16 protein-coding genes are annotated in these 14,913 nt (G+C 66.4%); 11 read left to right on the forward strand and 5 right to left on the reverse strand.

Annotated elements, in window-relative coordinates; translation table 11 throughout:
* Positions 1-89 precede the first annotated feature (89 nt).
* Positions 90-1,196 carry a TRAP transporter substrate-binding protein gene (locus tag CYD53_RS21990; RefSeq protein WP_103720227.1) on the reverse strand — a complete coding sequence of 369 codons (1,107 nt, stop codon included), beginning with the start codon at positions 1,194-1,196 and terminating at the stop codon, positions 90-92.
* Between the two features lie 299 nt (positions 1,197-1,495).
* Positions 1,496-2,581 (reverse strand): TRAP transporter substrate-binding protein, encoded by a 1,086-nt coding sequence (locus tag CYD53_RS21995; protein ID WP_103720264.1) that lies wholly within the window; start codon positions 2,579-2,581, stop codon positions 1,496-1,498.
* A gap of 330 nt (positions 2,582-2,911) precedes the next feature.
* On the opposite strand from CYD53_RS21995, the gene speB reads away from it, so the two are divergent.
* Genes speB through CYD53_RS22010 form a run of 3 tightly spaced genes read left to right on the forward strand, consistent with a single transcriptional unit; the run spans position 2,912 to position 5,295 of the window.
* Complete coding sequence (gene speB / locus CYD53_RS22000) at positions 2,912-3,979, forward strand: agmatinase (RefSeq protein WP_103720228.1); 1,068 nt, start codon at positions 2,912-2,914, stop codon at positions 3,977-3,979.
* The gene (locus CYD53_RS22005; RefSeq protein ID WP_181011974.1) at positions 3,976-4,461 is read left to right on the forward strand and encodes an Lrp/AsnC family transcriptional regulator; all 486 of its coding nucleotides are present in this window, start codon (positions 3,976-3,978) and stop codon (positions 4,459-4,461) included. Before speB ends, CYD53_RS22005 begins: the two co-directional genes overlap by 4 nt.
* Before the next feature lie 51 nt (positions 4,462-4,512).
* A complete protein-coding gene (locus tag CYD53_RS22010) occupies positions 4,513-5,295 on the forward strand; it encodes a hypothetical protein (protein WP_103720229.1) in 783 nt (260 codons plus the stop codon).
* Positions 5,296-5,362: 67 nt separating this feature from the next.
* On the opposite strand, the gene CYD53_RS22015 is transcribed toward CYD53_RS22010, so the two are convergent.
* Positions 5,363-6,022 (reverse strand): TetR/AcrR family transcriptional regulator, encoded by a 660-nt coding sequence (locus CYD53_RS22015; protein ID WP_181011975.1) that lies wholly within the window; start codon positions 6,020-6,022, stop codon positions 5,363-5,365.
* A 123-nt stretch (positions 6,023-6,145) separates the two neighbouring features.
* Between CYD53_RS22015 and CYD53_RS22020 the strand changes: the two genes are divergently transcribed.
* From CYD53_RS22020 to CYD53_RS22030, 3 genes are all read left to right on the forward strand, one after another.
* Positions 6,146-6,733, forward strand: a complete 588-nt coding sequence (locus tag CYD53_RS22020) for an isochorismatase family protein (RefSeq protein ID WP_103720231.1) — start codon at positions 6,146-6,148, stop codon at positions 6,731-6,733.
* A 192-nt stretch (positions 6,734-6,925) separates the two neighbouring features.
* Positions 6,926-7,276: a DUF1330 domain-containing protein gene (locus CYD53_RS22025; RefSeq protein ID WP_103720232.1), complete on the forward strand. Its 351-nt coding sequence runs from the start codon at positions 6,926-6,928 to the stop codon at positions 7,274-7,276.
* Positions 7,277-7,353: 77 nt separating this feature from the next.
* Complete coding sequence (locus tag CYD53_RS22030; RefSeq protein WP_103720233.1) at positions 7,354-7,599, forward strand: hypothetical protein; 246 nt, start codon at positions 7,354-7,356, stop codon at positions 7,597-7,599.
* Positions 7,600-7,616: 17 nt separating this feature from the next.
* On the opposite strand, the gene CYD53_RS22035 is transcribed toward CYD53_RS22030, so the two are convergent.
* The gene (locus CYD53_RS22035; RefSeq protein ID WP_103720234.1) at positions 7,617-8,288 is read right to left on the reverse strand and encodes a spermidine synthase; all 672 of its coding nucleotides are present in this window, start codon (positions 8,286-8,288) and stop codon (positions 7,617-7,619) included.
* Between the two features lie 374 nt (positions 8,289-8,662).
* Here CYD53_RS22035 and rocD point away from each other — a divergent pair, with 374 nt between their 5' ends.
* The 5 genes from rocD (at position 8,663) to CYD53_RS22060 (ending at position 14,100) form a co-directional block, all read left to right on the forward strand.
* Complete coding sequence (rocD, locus tag CYD53_RS22040; protein ID WP_103720235.1) at positions 8,663-9,883, forward strand: ornithine--oxo-acid transaminase; 1,221 nt, start codon at positions 8,663-8,665, stop codon at positions 9,881-9,883.
* A gap of 478 nt (positions 9,884-10,361) precedes the next feature.
* Complete coding sequence (locus tag CYD53_RS22045) at positions 10,362-11,606, forward strand: MFS transporter (RefSeq protein ID WP_103720236.1); 1,245 nt, start codon at positions 10,362-10,364, stop codon at positions 11,604-11,606.
* A gap of 198 nt (positions 11,607-11,804) precedes the next feature.
* Positions 11,805-12,584, forward strand: a complete 780-nt coding sequence (locus tag CYD53_RS22050) for a transporter substrate-binding domain-containing protein (protein ID WP_103720237.1) — start codon at positions 11,805-11,807, stop codon at positions 12,582-12,584.
* Between the two features lie 74 nt (positions 12,585-12,658).
* Positions 12,659-13,387 carry an ABC transporter permease gene (locus tag CYD53_RS22055; RefSeq protein WP_103720238.1) on the forward strand — a complete coding sequence of 243 codons (729 nt, stop codon included), beginning with the start codon at positions 12,659-12,661 and terminating at the stop codon, positions 13,385-13,387.
* Positions 13,384-14,100, forward strand: coding sequence for an ABC transporter permease (locus CYD53_RS22060; RefSeq protein WP_103720239.1), 717 nt, complete (start codon positions 13,384-13,386; stop codon positions 14,098-14,100). The genes CYD53_RS22055 and CYD53_RS22060 overlap by 4 nt, the downstream gene beginning before the upstream one ends.
* A 27-nt stretch (positions 14,101-14,127) precedes the next feature.
* Here CYD53_RS22060 and map read toward each other — a convergent pair whose 3' ends face one another.
* Entirely contained in the window at positions 14,128-14,877 is a 750-nt protein-coding gene (gene map / locus CYD53_RS22065) for a type I methionyl aminopeptidase (protein WP_103720240.1), read from the reverse strand.
* Positions 14,878-14,913 lie beyond the last annotated feature (36 nt).

Consider the following 14,913-nt stretch of genomic DNA (forward strand, 5'->3'; position numbering starts at 1 on the left):
GCAGCCTCTTGATCAAGGAAAAACCCCGGCCGCAAGGCCGGGGTTCGTCAGGCTTCGAGTTGGACCAGAAAACTGGCCGGTCGCTCTTTTCAGAGCTGATTGGCCGCGCGCGCGCGGATCAGGAAATTGTCATAGGAATATTCGGCGATCTGGAACCAGAGATACTCGTCGCCGCGGAAGGCTGACATCGCCTCGTAGATCTTCTTGAAATCGGCGTTCTTGGCCGAGGTCTCGGCATAGACCTCCTTCGAGGCCTTGAGGCAGGCTTCCATGATCTCCTGGGAGAAGGGCCGCAACTGCGCGCCCGCACCGACGAGGCGCTTCAGCGCGGCCGGGTTGCGCGCGTCGTATTTGGCCTGCATGTCGATATTGGCGAGTGCAGCGGCCGTGGTCAGGACCGATTTGTAGAGCTTCGGCAAGGCGTCCCATTTCGCCGTGTTGATGAAGAAATGCAGCGCCGCGCCGCCCTCCCACCAGCCCGGATAGTAATAAAACGGCGCGACCTTGTTGAAGCCGAGCTTCTCGTCATCGGCGGGACCGACCCATTCGGCCGCGTCGATCGTGCCCTTTTCCAGCGCCGGATAGATGTCGCCGCCGGCGATCTGCTGCGGCACCACGCCGAGCTTGCTCATCACCTGCCCGGCGAAGCCGCCGATGCGCATCTTGACGCCCTGCATGTCGGCGACGGTCTTGATCTCCTTGCGGAACCAGCCGCCCATCTGGCAGCCGGTATTGCCGCCGGGCAGGGCGTAGATATTGGCCTTCTTGTAGAACTCGTTGAGCAGCTCCATGCCGCCGCCATGGTAGAACCAGGCGTTCTGCTGGCGGGCGTTGAGGCCGAAGGGCACGGCGGTGCCGAAGGCGTAGGTCGGATCCTTGCCGACATAGTAATAGGACGCGGTGTGGCACATCTCGACGGTGCCGTTGGTGACGGCGTCTGCGGCCTGCAGCCCGGGCACGATCTCGCCGGCGGCGAAGACCTGGATCTGGAATTTGCCGTCGGTCGCTTCCGAGACGGCCTTGGCCATCACTTCCGAAGCGCCATAGATCGTATCCAGCGATTTCGGGAAGGATGAGGTGACGCGCCACTTCACCTCGGGCATCGCTTGCGCGATGGCCGGGCTCGCGATCACGCCGGCCCCTATGCCGACAGCGGCACCGGCTCCTGCCGTCTTCAGAAATTGACGACGCTTCATATGGACCTGTCCTCCCTCAAAGACGATGCGCGTGCCGGTTCGTCCAGTCTTCGCGTTCCCACAAACAAAGCAGGTCTTTTCGCTAGTGCAAGCGAAAAAGCATGGCGTTCATGCAAAAATGACATGGCTGCATTAGAATCCACCACCTTTGCGCGCAAGAGTCGGCGTTTCCGGTGGGGCAGGGGCAGACCAGTGCGTCGGCGCGATCAGGGAACATGAAAAAAGCCCGGCAACCTGCCGGGCTTTAAGGACGAATCGTGGTGGCCGTGCAAACGCCGCGCCGGAGCGCGGCGCTGGCCTCAGCGGGAGCGCGTGCGCACCTGGAAGACGTCGAAAGTGAGTTCCGCGACCTGCCACCAGAGATAATGATCTCCGCGGAAAGCGGCCATCGATTCGATCGCTTTCTTGAAGTCGGGGTTCTTGGCCGAGATCTCGGCGTAGAGCTCGTTCGAGGCCTTGAGACAGGCCTCCAGGATCTCCTGCGAGAACGGGCGCAGCTGCGTGCCGGCGCCGACGAGGCGCTTCAGCGCCGGCGGGTTCACGACGTCGTACTTCGCCGCCATCCAGTTGTTGGCATGGGTACAGGCGGCGGTCAGTGCTGCCTGGTAGGCCTTGGGCAGCGAATTCCACTTCTCCAGGTTGACGAAGGCATGAACCGTCGGCCCACCCTCCCAGAAGCCCGGATAGTAGTAGTACGGCGCCACCTTGGCGAAGCCGAGCTTCTCGTCGTCATAGGGGCCGACCCATTCGGCGCCGTCGATCGTGCCCTTTTCCAGCGCCGGGTAGATGTCGCCGCCGCCGATCTGCTGCGGCACCACGCCGAGCTTCTGCAGCACCTGCCCGGCGATGCCGCCGATGCGCATCTTGATGCCCTGCAGGTCGGCTACGGTCTTGATCTCCTTGCGGAACCAGCCGCCCATCTGCGCGCCGGTGTTGCCGCAGGGCAGGCCGTAGATGTTGAACTTCTTGTAGAACTCGTTGAACAGCTCGTTGCCGCCGCCCTGGTAGAGCCAGGCGTTCTGGCCGCGCGCATTGAGGCCGAAAGGCACCGAGGCCGCGATCGCGAAGGTCGGATCCTTGCCGACATAGTAATACGACACCGTGTGGCACATCTCGACGGTGTTGTTGGTCACGGCGTCGGCCGCCTGCAGCGCGGGCACGATTTCGCCGGCGGCGAAGACCTGGATCTGGAATTTGCCGTCGGTCAGGTCGGAGACCATCTTGGCCATGACCTCGGCGGCGCCATAAATCGTGTCGAGCGACTTCGGGAAGCTCGACGCCAGGCGCCATTTCACTTCGGGGTTGGACTGCGCCACGGCCGGCATGGCGACCGCCGCGGCGGCTGCGCCGGCAGTGGCGGTCTGGATGAATTGACGACGCTTCATGTGGAACATCTCCTCCGGGATTTCAGCAAAATGATGCGCAGACGGGTTTTGCCCCATCCTGCGGTGTTTCAGGACAATGATGGCTGGCGGCAGCAATCATCAAGGCCGGGCGCATTGTTCTTTGGTGCAACGCGCTCTTGTGTGCGGCCCTATACTTGCACGTTTTTCACGCACATCTCCCCAAACATCCTGTGACCGTCGAGCCATCCTGCGGGCTCGACAATTGCGCCTGGAACATGGCACGGCTGCGCCGGGAGCGCATGAAACTTTTCACGCATGCGGTCAACCTCCGCCCGATCTCATGCGGACGAAATGCGAAAGGCGCGCGACATGGCCGGGGACAAATTGGACCAGGATAAACTCAGCCAGCTGAGAGCGCGCTATGCCGGCGCGAGCGGGGCCGATATCCACGATCCGCGCTTCGCCAAGGTCGCTGCCGACCAGTTCAAGGGCGACAAGCGCAAATGGCCCTTCTCCGACGTCGCCACCTTCATCAGCGCGCCCTATCGGCCCGACGCGCTGGGCCTGCCCGATCTCGGCGGTCTCGATGTCGCGATCATCGGCCTGCCGATGGATCTCGGCGTCACCAACCGCGCCGGCACGCGGCTCGGGCCCCGCGCCGTGCGCGCCGTCGAGCGCATGGGCCCGATGGACCATGTCCTGGGCACCGCCCCCTTCGGCATGCTGAAGGCGGCCGATATCGGCGACGTGCCGTTCCGCTCGCGCTATTCGCTCGAAAGCTGCCATGAGGACATCGAGGCGACCTTCAAGACCATCGTCGCAGCCGGCGTCTCGCCGCTCGCGGTCGGCGGCGATCATTCGATCACCTATCCGATCATGCGGGCGGTCGGCGAGAAGCGCCCGCTCGGCATGGTCCATATCGACGCCCATTGCGACACGTCGGGACCCTATGAGGGCTCGAAATTCCACCATGGCGGCCCGTTCCGGCAGGCGGTCCTCGACGGCGTGCTCGATCCCGACCGCGTGATCCAGATCGGCATCCGCGGCGGGGCCGAGTATCTCTGGGAGTTCTCCTATGAGAGCGGCATGACCGTGATCCATGCCAATGAGGTGGACGCGCTCGGGCTCGACGCCGTCATCGCCAAGGCGCTTGCCGTCATCGGCGACGGGCCGACTTACGTCTCCTTCGATGTCGATTCGCTCGATCCGGCCTTTGCGCCGGGCACCGGCACGCCAGAGGTCGGCGGGCTCACCCCGCGCGAGGCGCTCGCCATCCTGCGCGGGCTCAAGGGTTCAAACATCGTCGCCGCCGACGTGGTCGAGGTCGCACCGCAATATGACGCGACCTCCAACACGGCCCAATGCGCGGCGCAGGTGCTCTTCACCGAATTGTGCCTGATCGCGGAAGCCCGCGCCGCGGGCAAGGGCAGGCCGTGAAGCGCAAGACGCCGACGCTCGACGCGATCGACCGCCGGATCATCGCGGTCCTGCGGGAGGAGGGGCGCATCACCAACCAGGCCCTCTCCGAGCGGGTCGGGCTCTCCGCCCGGCCCTGCCTCGAGCGCGTGCGCAAGCTGGAGACGTCCGGCCTGATCCGGGGCTATGGCGCACGCCTCGCGCCGGAGCTTGCCGGCCACGCCATCGTCGCCTTCGCGCAGATCTCGCTGCGCGACCACTCGGTCGGCCGGCGCGAGCGCGTCGAGAAGGTGCTGAAAAGCTGTCCCGACGTGGTCGAGGTCCAGGTCGTCAGCGGCGAGGCCGACTATCTCGCCCGCATCGTGGCGGGCTCGCTGGCTGATTATGAGGAACTGACCGGCGCCTGGCTCGCCGACGCGCAACTCGGCGTGGCCAGGATCGCCACCACCTTCGCGCTCAAGGCGCTGAAGGAGTTCGAGGGTTATCCGCTGGGCGAGGATTAGCGCGCCGATCATGCCTCCGCGACGGAGCGAGATGAGATGACGAGAGACGCGATGACAGCGAAATTATCCTTCCCGATCAAATTCCTGCTGCTCGCTTCGCTGCTGGGCGCGCCCGGCTGGAAGGCGTGGGCGGAGGTGCCGGCATCGGGGCCGGCCCAATTGAACGCGGCTTTTTCCGCCATGGACGCGCTGACGCGTCAGAGACGGGCGAACGGAAGCCTGCCGCGATGGAGCGATCCCGCAGACGCCAAGGTGCTGGGAGCGCTGTGGAACGCCCCTGTCATCCTCGGCCGGCCGCCCTATACATCGAACGACATTCCCCTGCTGCTCGGCATCCTGGAGAAGGAAACGCAGGTTCTGAAGGCCTATGCGCTGTTTTCCGCCGATCCGGCCCAGCAGCCGGACACTGCACGCAACGCGATGCTGTTCCAGGATGAGATCACCCGCGCGCATGTCTTCCTGATCAAGGTCATTGCCGCTGCAATGCCGGCGGTGGCCGATTTCATCACGCGGCTGAAGCCCGACGAGATGAACGATGCGCGCCGCCAGGGGCTGCGCATGATGCGCCTGGGCTTCCTGGAGATCGTCAACTCGGCAACGCTGGCGCTCCGCAGCCCTGGCTTGACCCCGCAGAATCAGCACGCGCTTGCGAATGGCCTTGCCGAGAACGCCGTGGCGCTGGCCAAGGGCACGACGCGCGGCGACCGCCTCGCACTCGTCGCAACAGTCCAATCCGCGCTCCCGACGCTCAGCCCCGCCGTGCAGGCGCCGTTGAAGGCAGTCGTCACGGCGCTCTCGGTCAATTCATGCGAGGGGCTTTGCGGGCTGGAATGAAGGCCGCAAGCCGACAGGGCGGTGCCATAGTCGCATGCGGCCCTGCGGCGAGCCACCCGGTCGATCCTTAGCCTGCGTGCAAGGCCTTCGCCCATGGACAAGCCATCACCTGCGTCGCAGCGAGATGCCGCCGCAGCATCTCGCGCAGCTCCGCGACCGCAGGGTCGCGAATGGCAAGATCATCATCGGCACGCAGCATCGCCGCCATGCGGATCAGATGCAGGATCACGGCAGCCAGTGGCGCTATGCGTTCGCGCGGCACCGGCGGCTCGATCGTCTGCAGCAGGCCGGCAATGCCGCCGCGCAGCCGCGCCCGCGCCTGCTTCTTGACCGCCGGATCGAGGCTCCGGCGCTCGCCAAGCACGAGGAAGGCCGGATTGGCCTCGAGATAGACCAGCAGGCGCTGGAACAGCTCGTCGATGATCCCGTCGCTCGCCGCGCCGTGCTCATTTGCCGCGCCCTGGGCCTTGGCGGCGAGACTGTCGAAGACGGCGGCAAGGCTGTCGAGATGGCGGGCGTGCAGCGCCGCCGCCAGATGCTCCTTGGTCGGGAAGAACTGATAGAGCGAGCCGATCGAGGCGTTGGCGCGCCGCGCGATCTCGGTCGTGGTCGCAGCCTCGTATCCGGCCTCGGCGAACACGGCGGATGCGGCGTCGAGCAGGGCCGAGACGCGCTGCACGCCCCGCCCGCGGCTGGGCGTCTTGGTGATCTTGGCGGTCTTGCTCACGCCTGCGCTTGACTTTTGTGAGTCCATTCTCATAAATCACAAATGTGAGGGTTGCCTCATATTGATGAGCGCCGCCCGGCTCATATCTGCCCGAGCGCGACGCCCCGGCTTCCGGAGACCACCATGACCTTTCATCTCGACCCTGGCAAAACCGCGCTCATTCTCATCGATGTCCAGAACGGCACGCTCGCCATGCCGCTGGCACCTTATGACCGTGCCGCGCTCGTCACGGCGACGCAGCGGCTCGGACAAGCCTTCCTGGCCGCTGGAGCGCCGATCGTGACCGTGACGATCGCGTTCTCCGGGGATGGCGGCGACCGGCTCGCGCAGGCCGTCGACATGCCCATGCAGTTGCCGGCCGGGGGGCCACCTCCGGGCTGGTCCGAGCTGGCGCCCGAGATCGCCGCGCTGCCGGCCACGGTCCGCATCGTCAAGCGCCAATGGAGCGCCTTCTTCGGCACCGAACTCGACCTGCAATTGCGGCGGCGCGGCATCACCAGCATCGTGATCGGCGGCATCGCCACCAATTTCGGGGTCGAATCGACGGCACGGGATGGCTGGCAGCATGGCTACGCCGTCATCGTCGCGCAGGATGCATCGACCTCGCTTGGCGCGGAGATGCACGAATTCGCACTGGCGAAGACGCTGCCGCGCGTTTCGCGCATCCGCAGCAGCGCCGACATCATCGCCGCGCTCGGGCAAAAGGCCTGAGAGATTGTCTGGAAACCACCCGAGCCCTCATCCTGAGGAGCGCTCCGTAGGAGCGCGTCTCGAAGGAGGCTCCAGGAGGCTCGGGAACCATCTGGAGCATCCTTCGAGACGCCGCTTCGCGGCTCCTCAGGATGAGGGCTGGAGGGTCCAAACCGGCTCTGAGCACCTCATCCACCCGGAAAGGAGCGCGGCATGGCGCGCGCTTATGTGATCTCCGACGTGACCCTCCGGGAGGGCGAGGCGCTGGCGGCTTACCGGGAGCTGGCGGCCCGGTCGATCGCGGCCTTCGGCGGGCGCTATCTCGTGCGCGGCGGCGAAATCGGCGTGCTGGAGGGCGATTGGCGGCCGAGCGCGATCGTGATCGCCGAATTCGCCGATGCCGCGACCGCGCGGGCCTGGTACGGCTCGCCGCTCTATGCCGAAGCGCTCGCCTTTCGCGAGGCAGCGCTGACGCGCGATCTCATCCTGGTCGAAGGCGTCGATGATGCAGACGCATTGCTGCCGCGCGCCGCGGCCTTGGACGAAGGCTTGCCCAATCTTTAAACTGCGACCTGTCCGATCGAGGCTTCTGGTCGCGAGGGAACGGATCTGATCCGACGTCGGACGCCATGGAGTTGGCTATGGCCGATGTAAACGACCCCCTTCTGCTTGATCTTGTCGAATGGGTCGCGCGCGAACCGCGATCCTATTCCGAGGTGATGGAGACCTGGCGGACATCCTGCCCGCGGCTGTCGATCTGGGAGGATGCCGTCGATCGCGGCTATGTGGCGAGAACCCAGGCGCCGGGCTGCAGCGTGATGGTCGCGGCGACCGCCTTGGGACAGCGCTTTCTGCTTGAGAACGCCCGCTGCCCGGCGGTTGTATGACGGCTTCCGGCAGAGCCCTAGCGCCGCGCCGCCAGCCAGATCACATGCCGCGCGCCGCTGCGGCCTTTGTTGGCCCGCACCGTCTTCTCCTCCACCGAGAAACCCGCCTGCCGCAGCCTTTGCGTGAAGCGGCGGTCCGGCCCTTGCGACCAGACGGCAAGCACGCCGCCGGGGCGTAAGGCGCGGCGCGCGGCATCCAGGCCCGCCTCGCTGTAGAGCCCGTCATTGCTGGGCACGGTCAGCCCTTCCGGGCCGTTGTCGACATCGAGCAGGATGGCGTCGTAGCGCGCCGGCGCGGCGGCGATGACGGCGCCGACATCGGCAACCGTCACGCTGACGCGGGGATCGTCGAGACAGCCCGCGAAGACCTCCGCCATCGGCCCCTTCGCCCAGGCGACGACCTCGGGCACCAACTCGACCTGCTCGACCCTGGCGCCGGGGCCGAGAACCTGAAGCGCCGCGCGCAGCGTGAAGCCCATGCCGAGCCCGCCGATCAGGAACTGGGGATGCGGCGCATCCCGAAGGCGCGCGCAGGCCAGCGTGGCGAGCGCTTCCTCGGAGCCGCTGAGCCGGCTGTTCATCAATTCGTTGGTGCCGAGCATGATCGAGAACTCGCTGCCGCGTCGCTTCAGCCTGAGCTCGCCCTGGCCGGGCAGTTTCGCGCTGTCGATCAGGGTCCAGGGGATCACGGCAAAGGTCTCTCGGCACAGGTCTCGCGGCAGGGCAGGCACGGCTATAGCCTCGTCGCGGCGTGGCGGCGAGCCTGGCCACCCGGTCCCAGGGCTATCGCATCTGGATTTTTGAGCCCTCATCCTGAGGAGCAGCCGGAGGCTGCGTCTCGAAGGATGCTGCAGTTTGCTCCGGAAACGCCTTCTGGAGCATCCTTCGAGACGCGCTCCCTGCGGAAGCGCTCCTCAGGATGAGGGCTGTGGAGCCAGATGCGATAGCCTGGCCGCCCGGTTCTGTCGCCTGAACGACAGATTCGGCTGCATTCCTCCCGTTTCCCGAGCATGTTCGGCTGCTCTGATGGGCCTATCCTCATCCTTTGCCAGGGAGAGCCGCCATGGACGCCATCGACCGGGAACAGGCCGTCTGCGCGCAGAATTACGCGCCGCTGCCGATCATGCTCTCCCATGGCGAGGGCGTCTGGCTGACCGATACCACCGGCGTCCGCCGCCTCGACATGATGAGCGGCTATTCCGCCGTCAGCCTCGGCCATGGCCATCCGCGCATCCTGAAGGTGCTCTCCGAGCAGGCGCGCAGGCTCGCGGTCACCAGCCGCGCCTTCCACACCGAGCCGCTCGGCCCGTTCCTGGCCAAGCTCTGCGAGGTCTCCGGGCAGGAGATGGCGCTGCCGATGAACACCGGTGCGGAGGCGGTCGAGACCGCGATCAAGGCGGCGCGGCGCTGGGGCTACCGCGTCAAGGGCATTCGAGACGGTGCAGCCGAGATCATCGTCGCGGCCGGGAATTTCCACGGCCGCACCACGACCATCGTCGGCTTCTCCTCGGAGGAGAGCTATCGCGACGGTTTTGGCCCCTTCGCACCGGGCTTCGTCACCGTGCCGTTCGGCGACGCCGCAGCGATGGCGGCCGCGATCACGCCCGAGACCGCCGCGATCCTGATCGAGCCGATCCAGGGCGAGGCCGGCATCGTCGTGCCGCCGCCCGGCTATCTGCGGGAGCTGCGTGCGCTCTGCGACCGGCACAACGTTCTGCTCATCCTCGACGAGGTTCAATCAGGCTTGGGCCGCACCGGGCGCTGGTTCGCCCATCAGCATGAGGGCATCCGCGCGGACGGGCTGATCGTCGGCAAGGCGCTGGGCGGCGGCGTCTACCCCGTCTCGGCCTTCCTCTCCTCGCGCGCGGTGATGAGCCTGTTCGAGCCCGGCTCGCATGGCTCGACCTTCGGCGGCAATGCGCTTGCCGCCTCGATCGGGCTGGAGGCGCTTGCCGTGATCGAGGAGGAGCGCCTGGTCGAGCGCTCGGCGCAGCAGGGCGCCTATATGAAGGTGCAGCTGGAGGCGATGAGCGCGGGCCTCGCCCGCTCCGTGCGCGGCCTCGGCCTCTGGGTCGGCGTCGAGATCGATCCCGGGGTCGCTTCCGCCAAGGCGCTGGTCAAGACCCTGGCCGGGGCCGGGGTGCTGACCAAGGAGACGCATGAAACCGTCATCCGCTTCGCCCCGCCTCTGACCATCACGCGCGCCGAGCTCGACTGGGGACTCGCCCGCTGCGAGGCGGTGTTCAAGGAGGCGCTGGCCGCCGGGGCGAGGGCCGCGGCCTGAGCGCCACGCAGCGCATATGAGGCTATCGCATTTGCCCCGCGCACCCTCATTCTGAGCGGCTGGCCTGACATGAGTGGGCGAAAGGCGCGGGGAACCCTTCTCCTGCATCGAAGTCGGGTTTACCCGACTTCGACACTTCGAGTGCTGATCTCGGGCAAGCCCGAGATCAGTGAGAAGGGCAGGGATGAGGTGTCGGCCCCTCGACCAGTAAAGCGAAAAGCAAACCGTGCGCGGCGGTGAGGGCTCGTCCTCGCCCGATAACGGCCTACACCTCACCCTGCCCTCTCCTTACAGGAGAGGGTTCTCCGTCGAGGTTCCGGCGTCATTCAATGGGCGCGGGAGGCACATCCCCATCATGCGATGAAGGCATGGCTCGTCCCGCCATTGCCTGTTGATCCGGCGCAGGCAGCATGGGTAACACTCATGCTGCACTGCAGCGCGCGTGCTGCACTGCCGATATCGGGAAGGGACGAGATCCATGACGGCCGCGACCGAGACGCGCCATGCCGATATCGCCGTGGCGGTCGGCCAGCGGTCGACGCATCTGGCGCTGGTCCTGTTCGCGCTCGCCATGGGCGGATTCGCCATCGGCACGACCGAATTCGCCGCGATGAGCCTGCTGCCCTTCTTCTCCAGGGGGCTGGGCATCGACGAGCCCATGGCCGGGCATGTGATCAGCGCCTATGCGCTGGGCGTCGTCGTCGGCGCGCCGATCATCGCGGTGCTGGCGGCGCGGATCACGCGCCGCACCCTTCTGATCGGCTTGATGAGCGTCTTCGCCGTCGCCAATCTGCTGAGCGCGCTGGCGCCGAGCTATGGCTGGATGCTCGCCTTCCGCTTCCTCAGCGGCTTGCCGCATGGCGCCTATTTCGGCGTGGCGGCGCTGGTCGCCGCCTCGCTCTCCCCGCCCAACCGGCGCGCCCAGGCCGTGGCGCGCGTGATGCTGGGCTTGACCATCGCCACCATTCTCGGCGTACCGCTCGCCAACTGGATGGGCCAGGCTCTCGGCTGGCGCTGGGGCTTCGGCATCGTGGCGCTGCTGGCGGTCGCGACGGCGCTCCTGGTCTATGCCTTCGTGCCGCGCGACCGCCTGCAGCCGGGCGCCAGCCCCTTGCGCGAGCTCGGCGCGCTGAAGCGCCGGCAAGTCTGGCTGACGCTGGGCATCGGCGCGATCGGTTTCGGCGGCATGTTCGCGGTCTACACCTATGTCGCCTCGACCCTGCTGGAGGTGACGCAGGTTTCGCCGGCGCTGCTGCCGATGGTGCTCGCCATCTTCGGGCTCGGCCTGACGGCGGGCACGCTCGTCGGCGGCTGGGCCGCGGACAAGGCGACCATGCCGGCTGCCGGGGCGATGCTGCTGTGGAGCGCCGGTTCGCTCGCGCTGTTTCCGATCGCCGCCGGCAACATCTGGGCGATCTCGCTGGTGGTCTTCCTGATCGGCTGCGGCGGCGGGCTCGGCATCGTGCTGCAGACCCGGTTGATGGACGTGGCCGAGGATGCGCAGACGCTTGCCGCCGCGCTCAACCACAGCGCCTTCAACACCGCCAATGCGCTGGGTCCCTGGCTCGGCGGCATGGCGATCGCGGCCGGCTATGGCTGGACCTCGACGGGCTGGGTCGGCGTCGCGCTGGCGCTGGGCGGGCTCGCCGTCTGGCTGATTGCGCTCCTCGACGACCGTCTCAGTGCGGCCGCGCGTCGCTCTCGCGCCCATCGCATCGGCTGACGCAGCAGGCCGTTTTTCGTCGGTCGGCTGATTTTCCCAATGAAAACAGCGGATTGGTCTGCGGAATAATTGAGCGGGCCGGCCCATAAAAGGCGCGCATGCCCCCTTGCGGCAAGGATGCAAGATCGCCCAATCTATGAGCACAAGCCGGACCAGGGAACTCGAAACGCCCGGCCGGCCGAACCTGTGGGAGGTCCTATGAAAGGTTTCGTTCGTTTCATCGCCGCAGCCGCGTTGACGGTCGTCGGCGCGACCGGCGCTCTGGCGCAAGCCAAGGAGTGGAAGGAGATCCGGATCGGCACCGAAGGCGCCTATCCCCCCTTCAACAACCTCAATGCCAAGAAGGAGCTGGAAGGCTTCGAGATCGACTACGGAAACCTGCTTTGCGAGAAGATGAAGGTGAAATGCACCTGGGTCGTCCAGGACTGGGACGGCATCATCCCGGCGCTGCTCGCCAGCAAATACGACATCATCATCGCCGGCATGAACGCCACCGATGAGCGCAAGAAGCGGGTTGATTTCACCACGGTCTACACCAAGACCCCGATCTGGATCATCGGACCGAAGTCGACGACCTCGACCGATGTCTCGCCGGCTGCGCTGAAGGGCAAGGCGATCGGCGTCCAGGGCTCGACCGTCCACGCCAACTTCGTCGAGAAGGTCTACAAGGACTCGACCGCGCGCCCCTATCCGACGCAGGAGGAGGCCAACCTCGACCTGCTCAGCGGCCGGCTCGACTACATCATCGCCGACTCGCTCTCGCTCGAGGATTTCCTCAACGGCAAGGGCAAGGATTGCTGCAAGAAGATCGGCGAGATCGTCCGTGATCCGTCGATCCATGGCCCCGGCGTCGCCGGCGCGGTGCGCAAGGAAGACGTCGCGCTGAAGGAGATGTTCAACAAGGCCATCGCCGAATCGCTGGCCGACGGCTCGCACAAGAAGATCGCCGACAAGTATTTCAAGATCCCGATCATCTGATCGGGTCGGCCTGATCGGCCGGCGCGGGTTCTCCGCGCCGGCTCACACCTTCGGCCCCGAGCACCGGCTGCTGCATGTTCGATAAGTTCGCTTTGCTCGGCTTCGGCCCCGGCGGCTGGGGGCTTCCTCTGCTCCAGGGCGCCGGCATCACCATCTCGATCGCGCTTGCGACACTTCCTTTCGGCCTGGCGCTCGGCCTGATCGTCGCCCTCGGCAAGCGCTCGGAGAAAGCTGTTCCGCGCTGGCTGGCGACGGTCTACGCCACGGTTTTCCGCGGCGTGCCCGAATTGCTGACGCTCTACATCATCTATTTCGGCATCCAGGTGCTGCTGCAGGAGCTCTGGCATCGCCTGGGCCTGCCCGGCAATTTCTCGATGCCGCCCTTCGTCGCGGGCATGGTCGCGCTCGGCGTCGTGCTCTCGGCCTTTTCCAGCGAGGTCTGGGTCGGCGCGCTGAACTCGATCCAGAAGGGCCAGCGCGAGGCCGCCGCTGCGCTCGGGTTGTCCCGGAGCCAGGCCTTTCGCCTGATCGTGTTTCCGCAGCTCATCCGCGTGGCGCTGCCCGGGCTCGGCAACAACTGGATGGTGCTGTTGAAGGAGACCTCGCTGGTCTCGGTGATCACCTTGCCCGACATCATGTTCATCACCACGCGCGCCAATGTCACGACCAAGGAGCCGTTCCTGTTCTTCGGCGCGGCGATGCTGATCTATCTCGCCTTTTCGCTGGCCTCGGCCTGGGGCGTGGCGAAGCTGGAGGCTCGCAGCAATCGCGGCTTTGCCGCCTTCGGGGGCGCGACGCGATGAGCTGGTGCGAATATCCCGGCTGGTTCCTCGGCAGCGAGGTCTTCCAGAACTATGGCTGCCGCATGGCGGGCGGCCTCTGGATCACCACCGAGCTGGTCGTCATCTCCGTCGTGATCGGCTTCATGCTGGCCGTCGGGCTCGCCATTGCGCGGCTCTACGGGCCGCGCTGGGCGCAGATGGCGATCAACGGCTACACCACCTTCTTCCGGGGCACGCCGCTGCTCTGCCAGCTCTTCCTGATCTATTACGGCCTCGGCCAGTTCCGCCCGTTCTGGCAGGATGTCGGGCTGTGGTGGTTCTTCCGCGAACCGTTCTATTGCGCGCTCTTCACCTTCACCATCAACACCGCCGCCTACCAGGCCGAGATCCTGCGCGGCGCCATCCAGTCGATCCCGCGCGGCCAGTTCGAGGGCGCGCTCTCGCTCGGCCTGCATCGCTGGGCGACCTTGCGCCATGTCATCATGCCCCAGGCGATGATCCTGGGGCTGCGCCCGCTCGGCAATGAGTTGATCGTGATGATCAAGTCGAGCGCGGTCGCCTCGCTGGTGACGCTCTACGATCTGATGGGCGCGACCAAGCTCGCCTTCTCCCGCTCCTTCGACCTGACGATCTACCTCTATGCGGCGCTGATCTATCTCGTGCTGGTCGAGGTGATCAGGCGCATCTGGGACAGGGTCGAACTCAGGCTGACCCGGCATATGGCATTGCGCTGATCAGGCGAGACGCCGACGCTACGGCCGTCAGCCCGGCAATGTCAGGACCAGCGGCCCGTTCGTGGTCGCGACGACCGTGTGCTCATACTGGACCGTCGGCGCCCGCGGTTCGCCATAGAGCGTCCAGGGGTCGTCGCCGCTCTCGGCCCAGTTCGCCCCCAGCGACAGGAACGGCTCGACCGTGAACACCAGGCCGTTCTGCATCAGGCGGCGCTCCGAGCGCTCCGGCCAGGTCGCGATCTCGGTCGGCTCCTCATGCAGCGAGCGGCCGACGCCATGGCTCGCCAGGTTGCGGACCAGCGTATAGCCGTTTTTGCCCGCAAAGCGGCCGATGGCCTGGCCGATGCCCGCAAGCGGCTTGCCGGCGCCGACCTGGCCGAGCCCGGCCCAAAGCGCGCGGCGGCCGTCGCGGCACAGCCGCTCGGTGCGGCGCGAGACCGGGGGCACCGCGAAGGAGGCTCCCGTATCGGAGAAAAAGCCGTTCTTCTCGGCGGAAACGTCGATATTGACGAGATCGCCGGCTGCGATCCGGCGCGGGCCGGGAATGCCGTGGGCGATCTCCTCGTTCACGCTGATGCAGGTCGCACCAGGAAAGCTGTAGGCGAGCTCGGGAGCCGGGCGGGCGCCGGCGCTTTCCAGCGCCGCGCGGCCGATCTGGTCGAGCTCCGCCGTCGTCATGCCGGGTTCGAGCGCCTTGCCCATCGCCGCCAGCGTGTTGGCGACGATGCGGCTGATCTCGCGCAGGTCCTTCAGCTCGTCATCATTGGATATCGTCATGACCGCATGCCCTATCCGGTCCGGCGGCCGGCGACA

The organism is Allobosea psychrotolerans, assembly GCF_002917105.1.
GTDB classification, from domain to species: Bacteria; Pseudomonadota; Alphaproteobacteria; order Rhizobiales; family Beijerinckiaceae; genus Allobosea; species Allobosea psychrotolerans.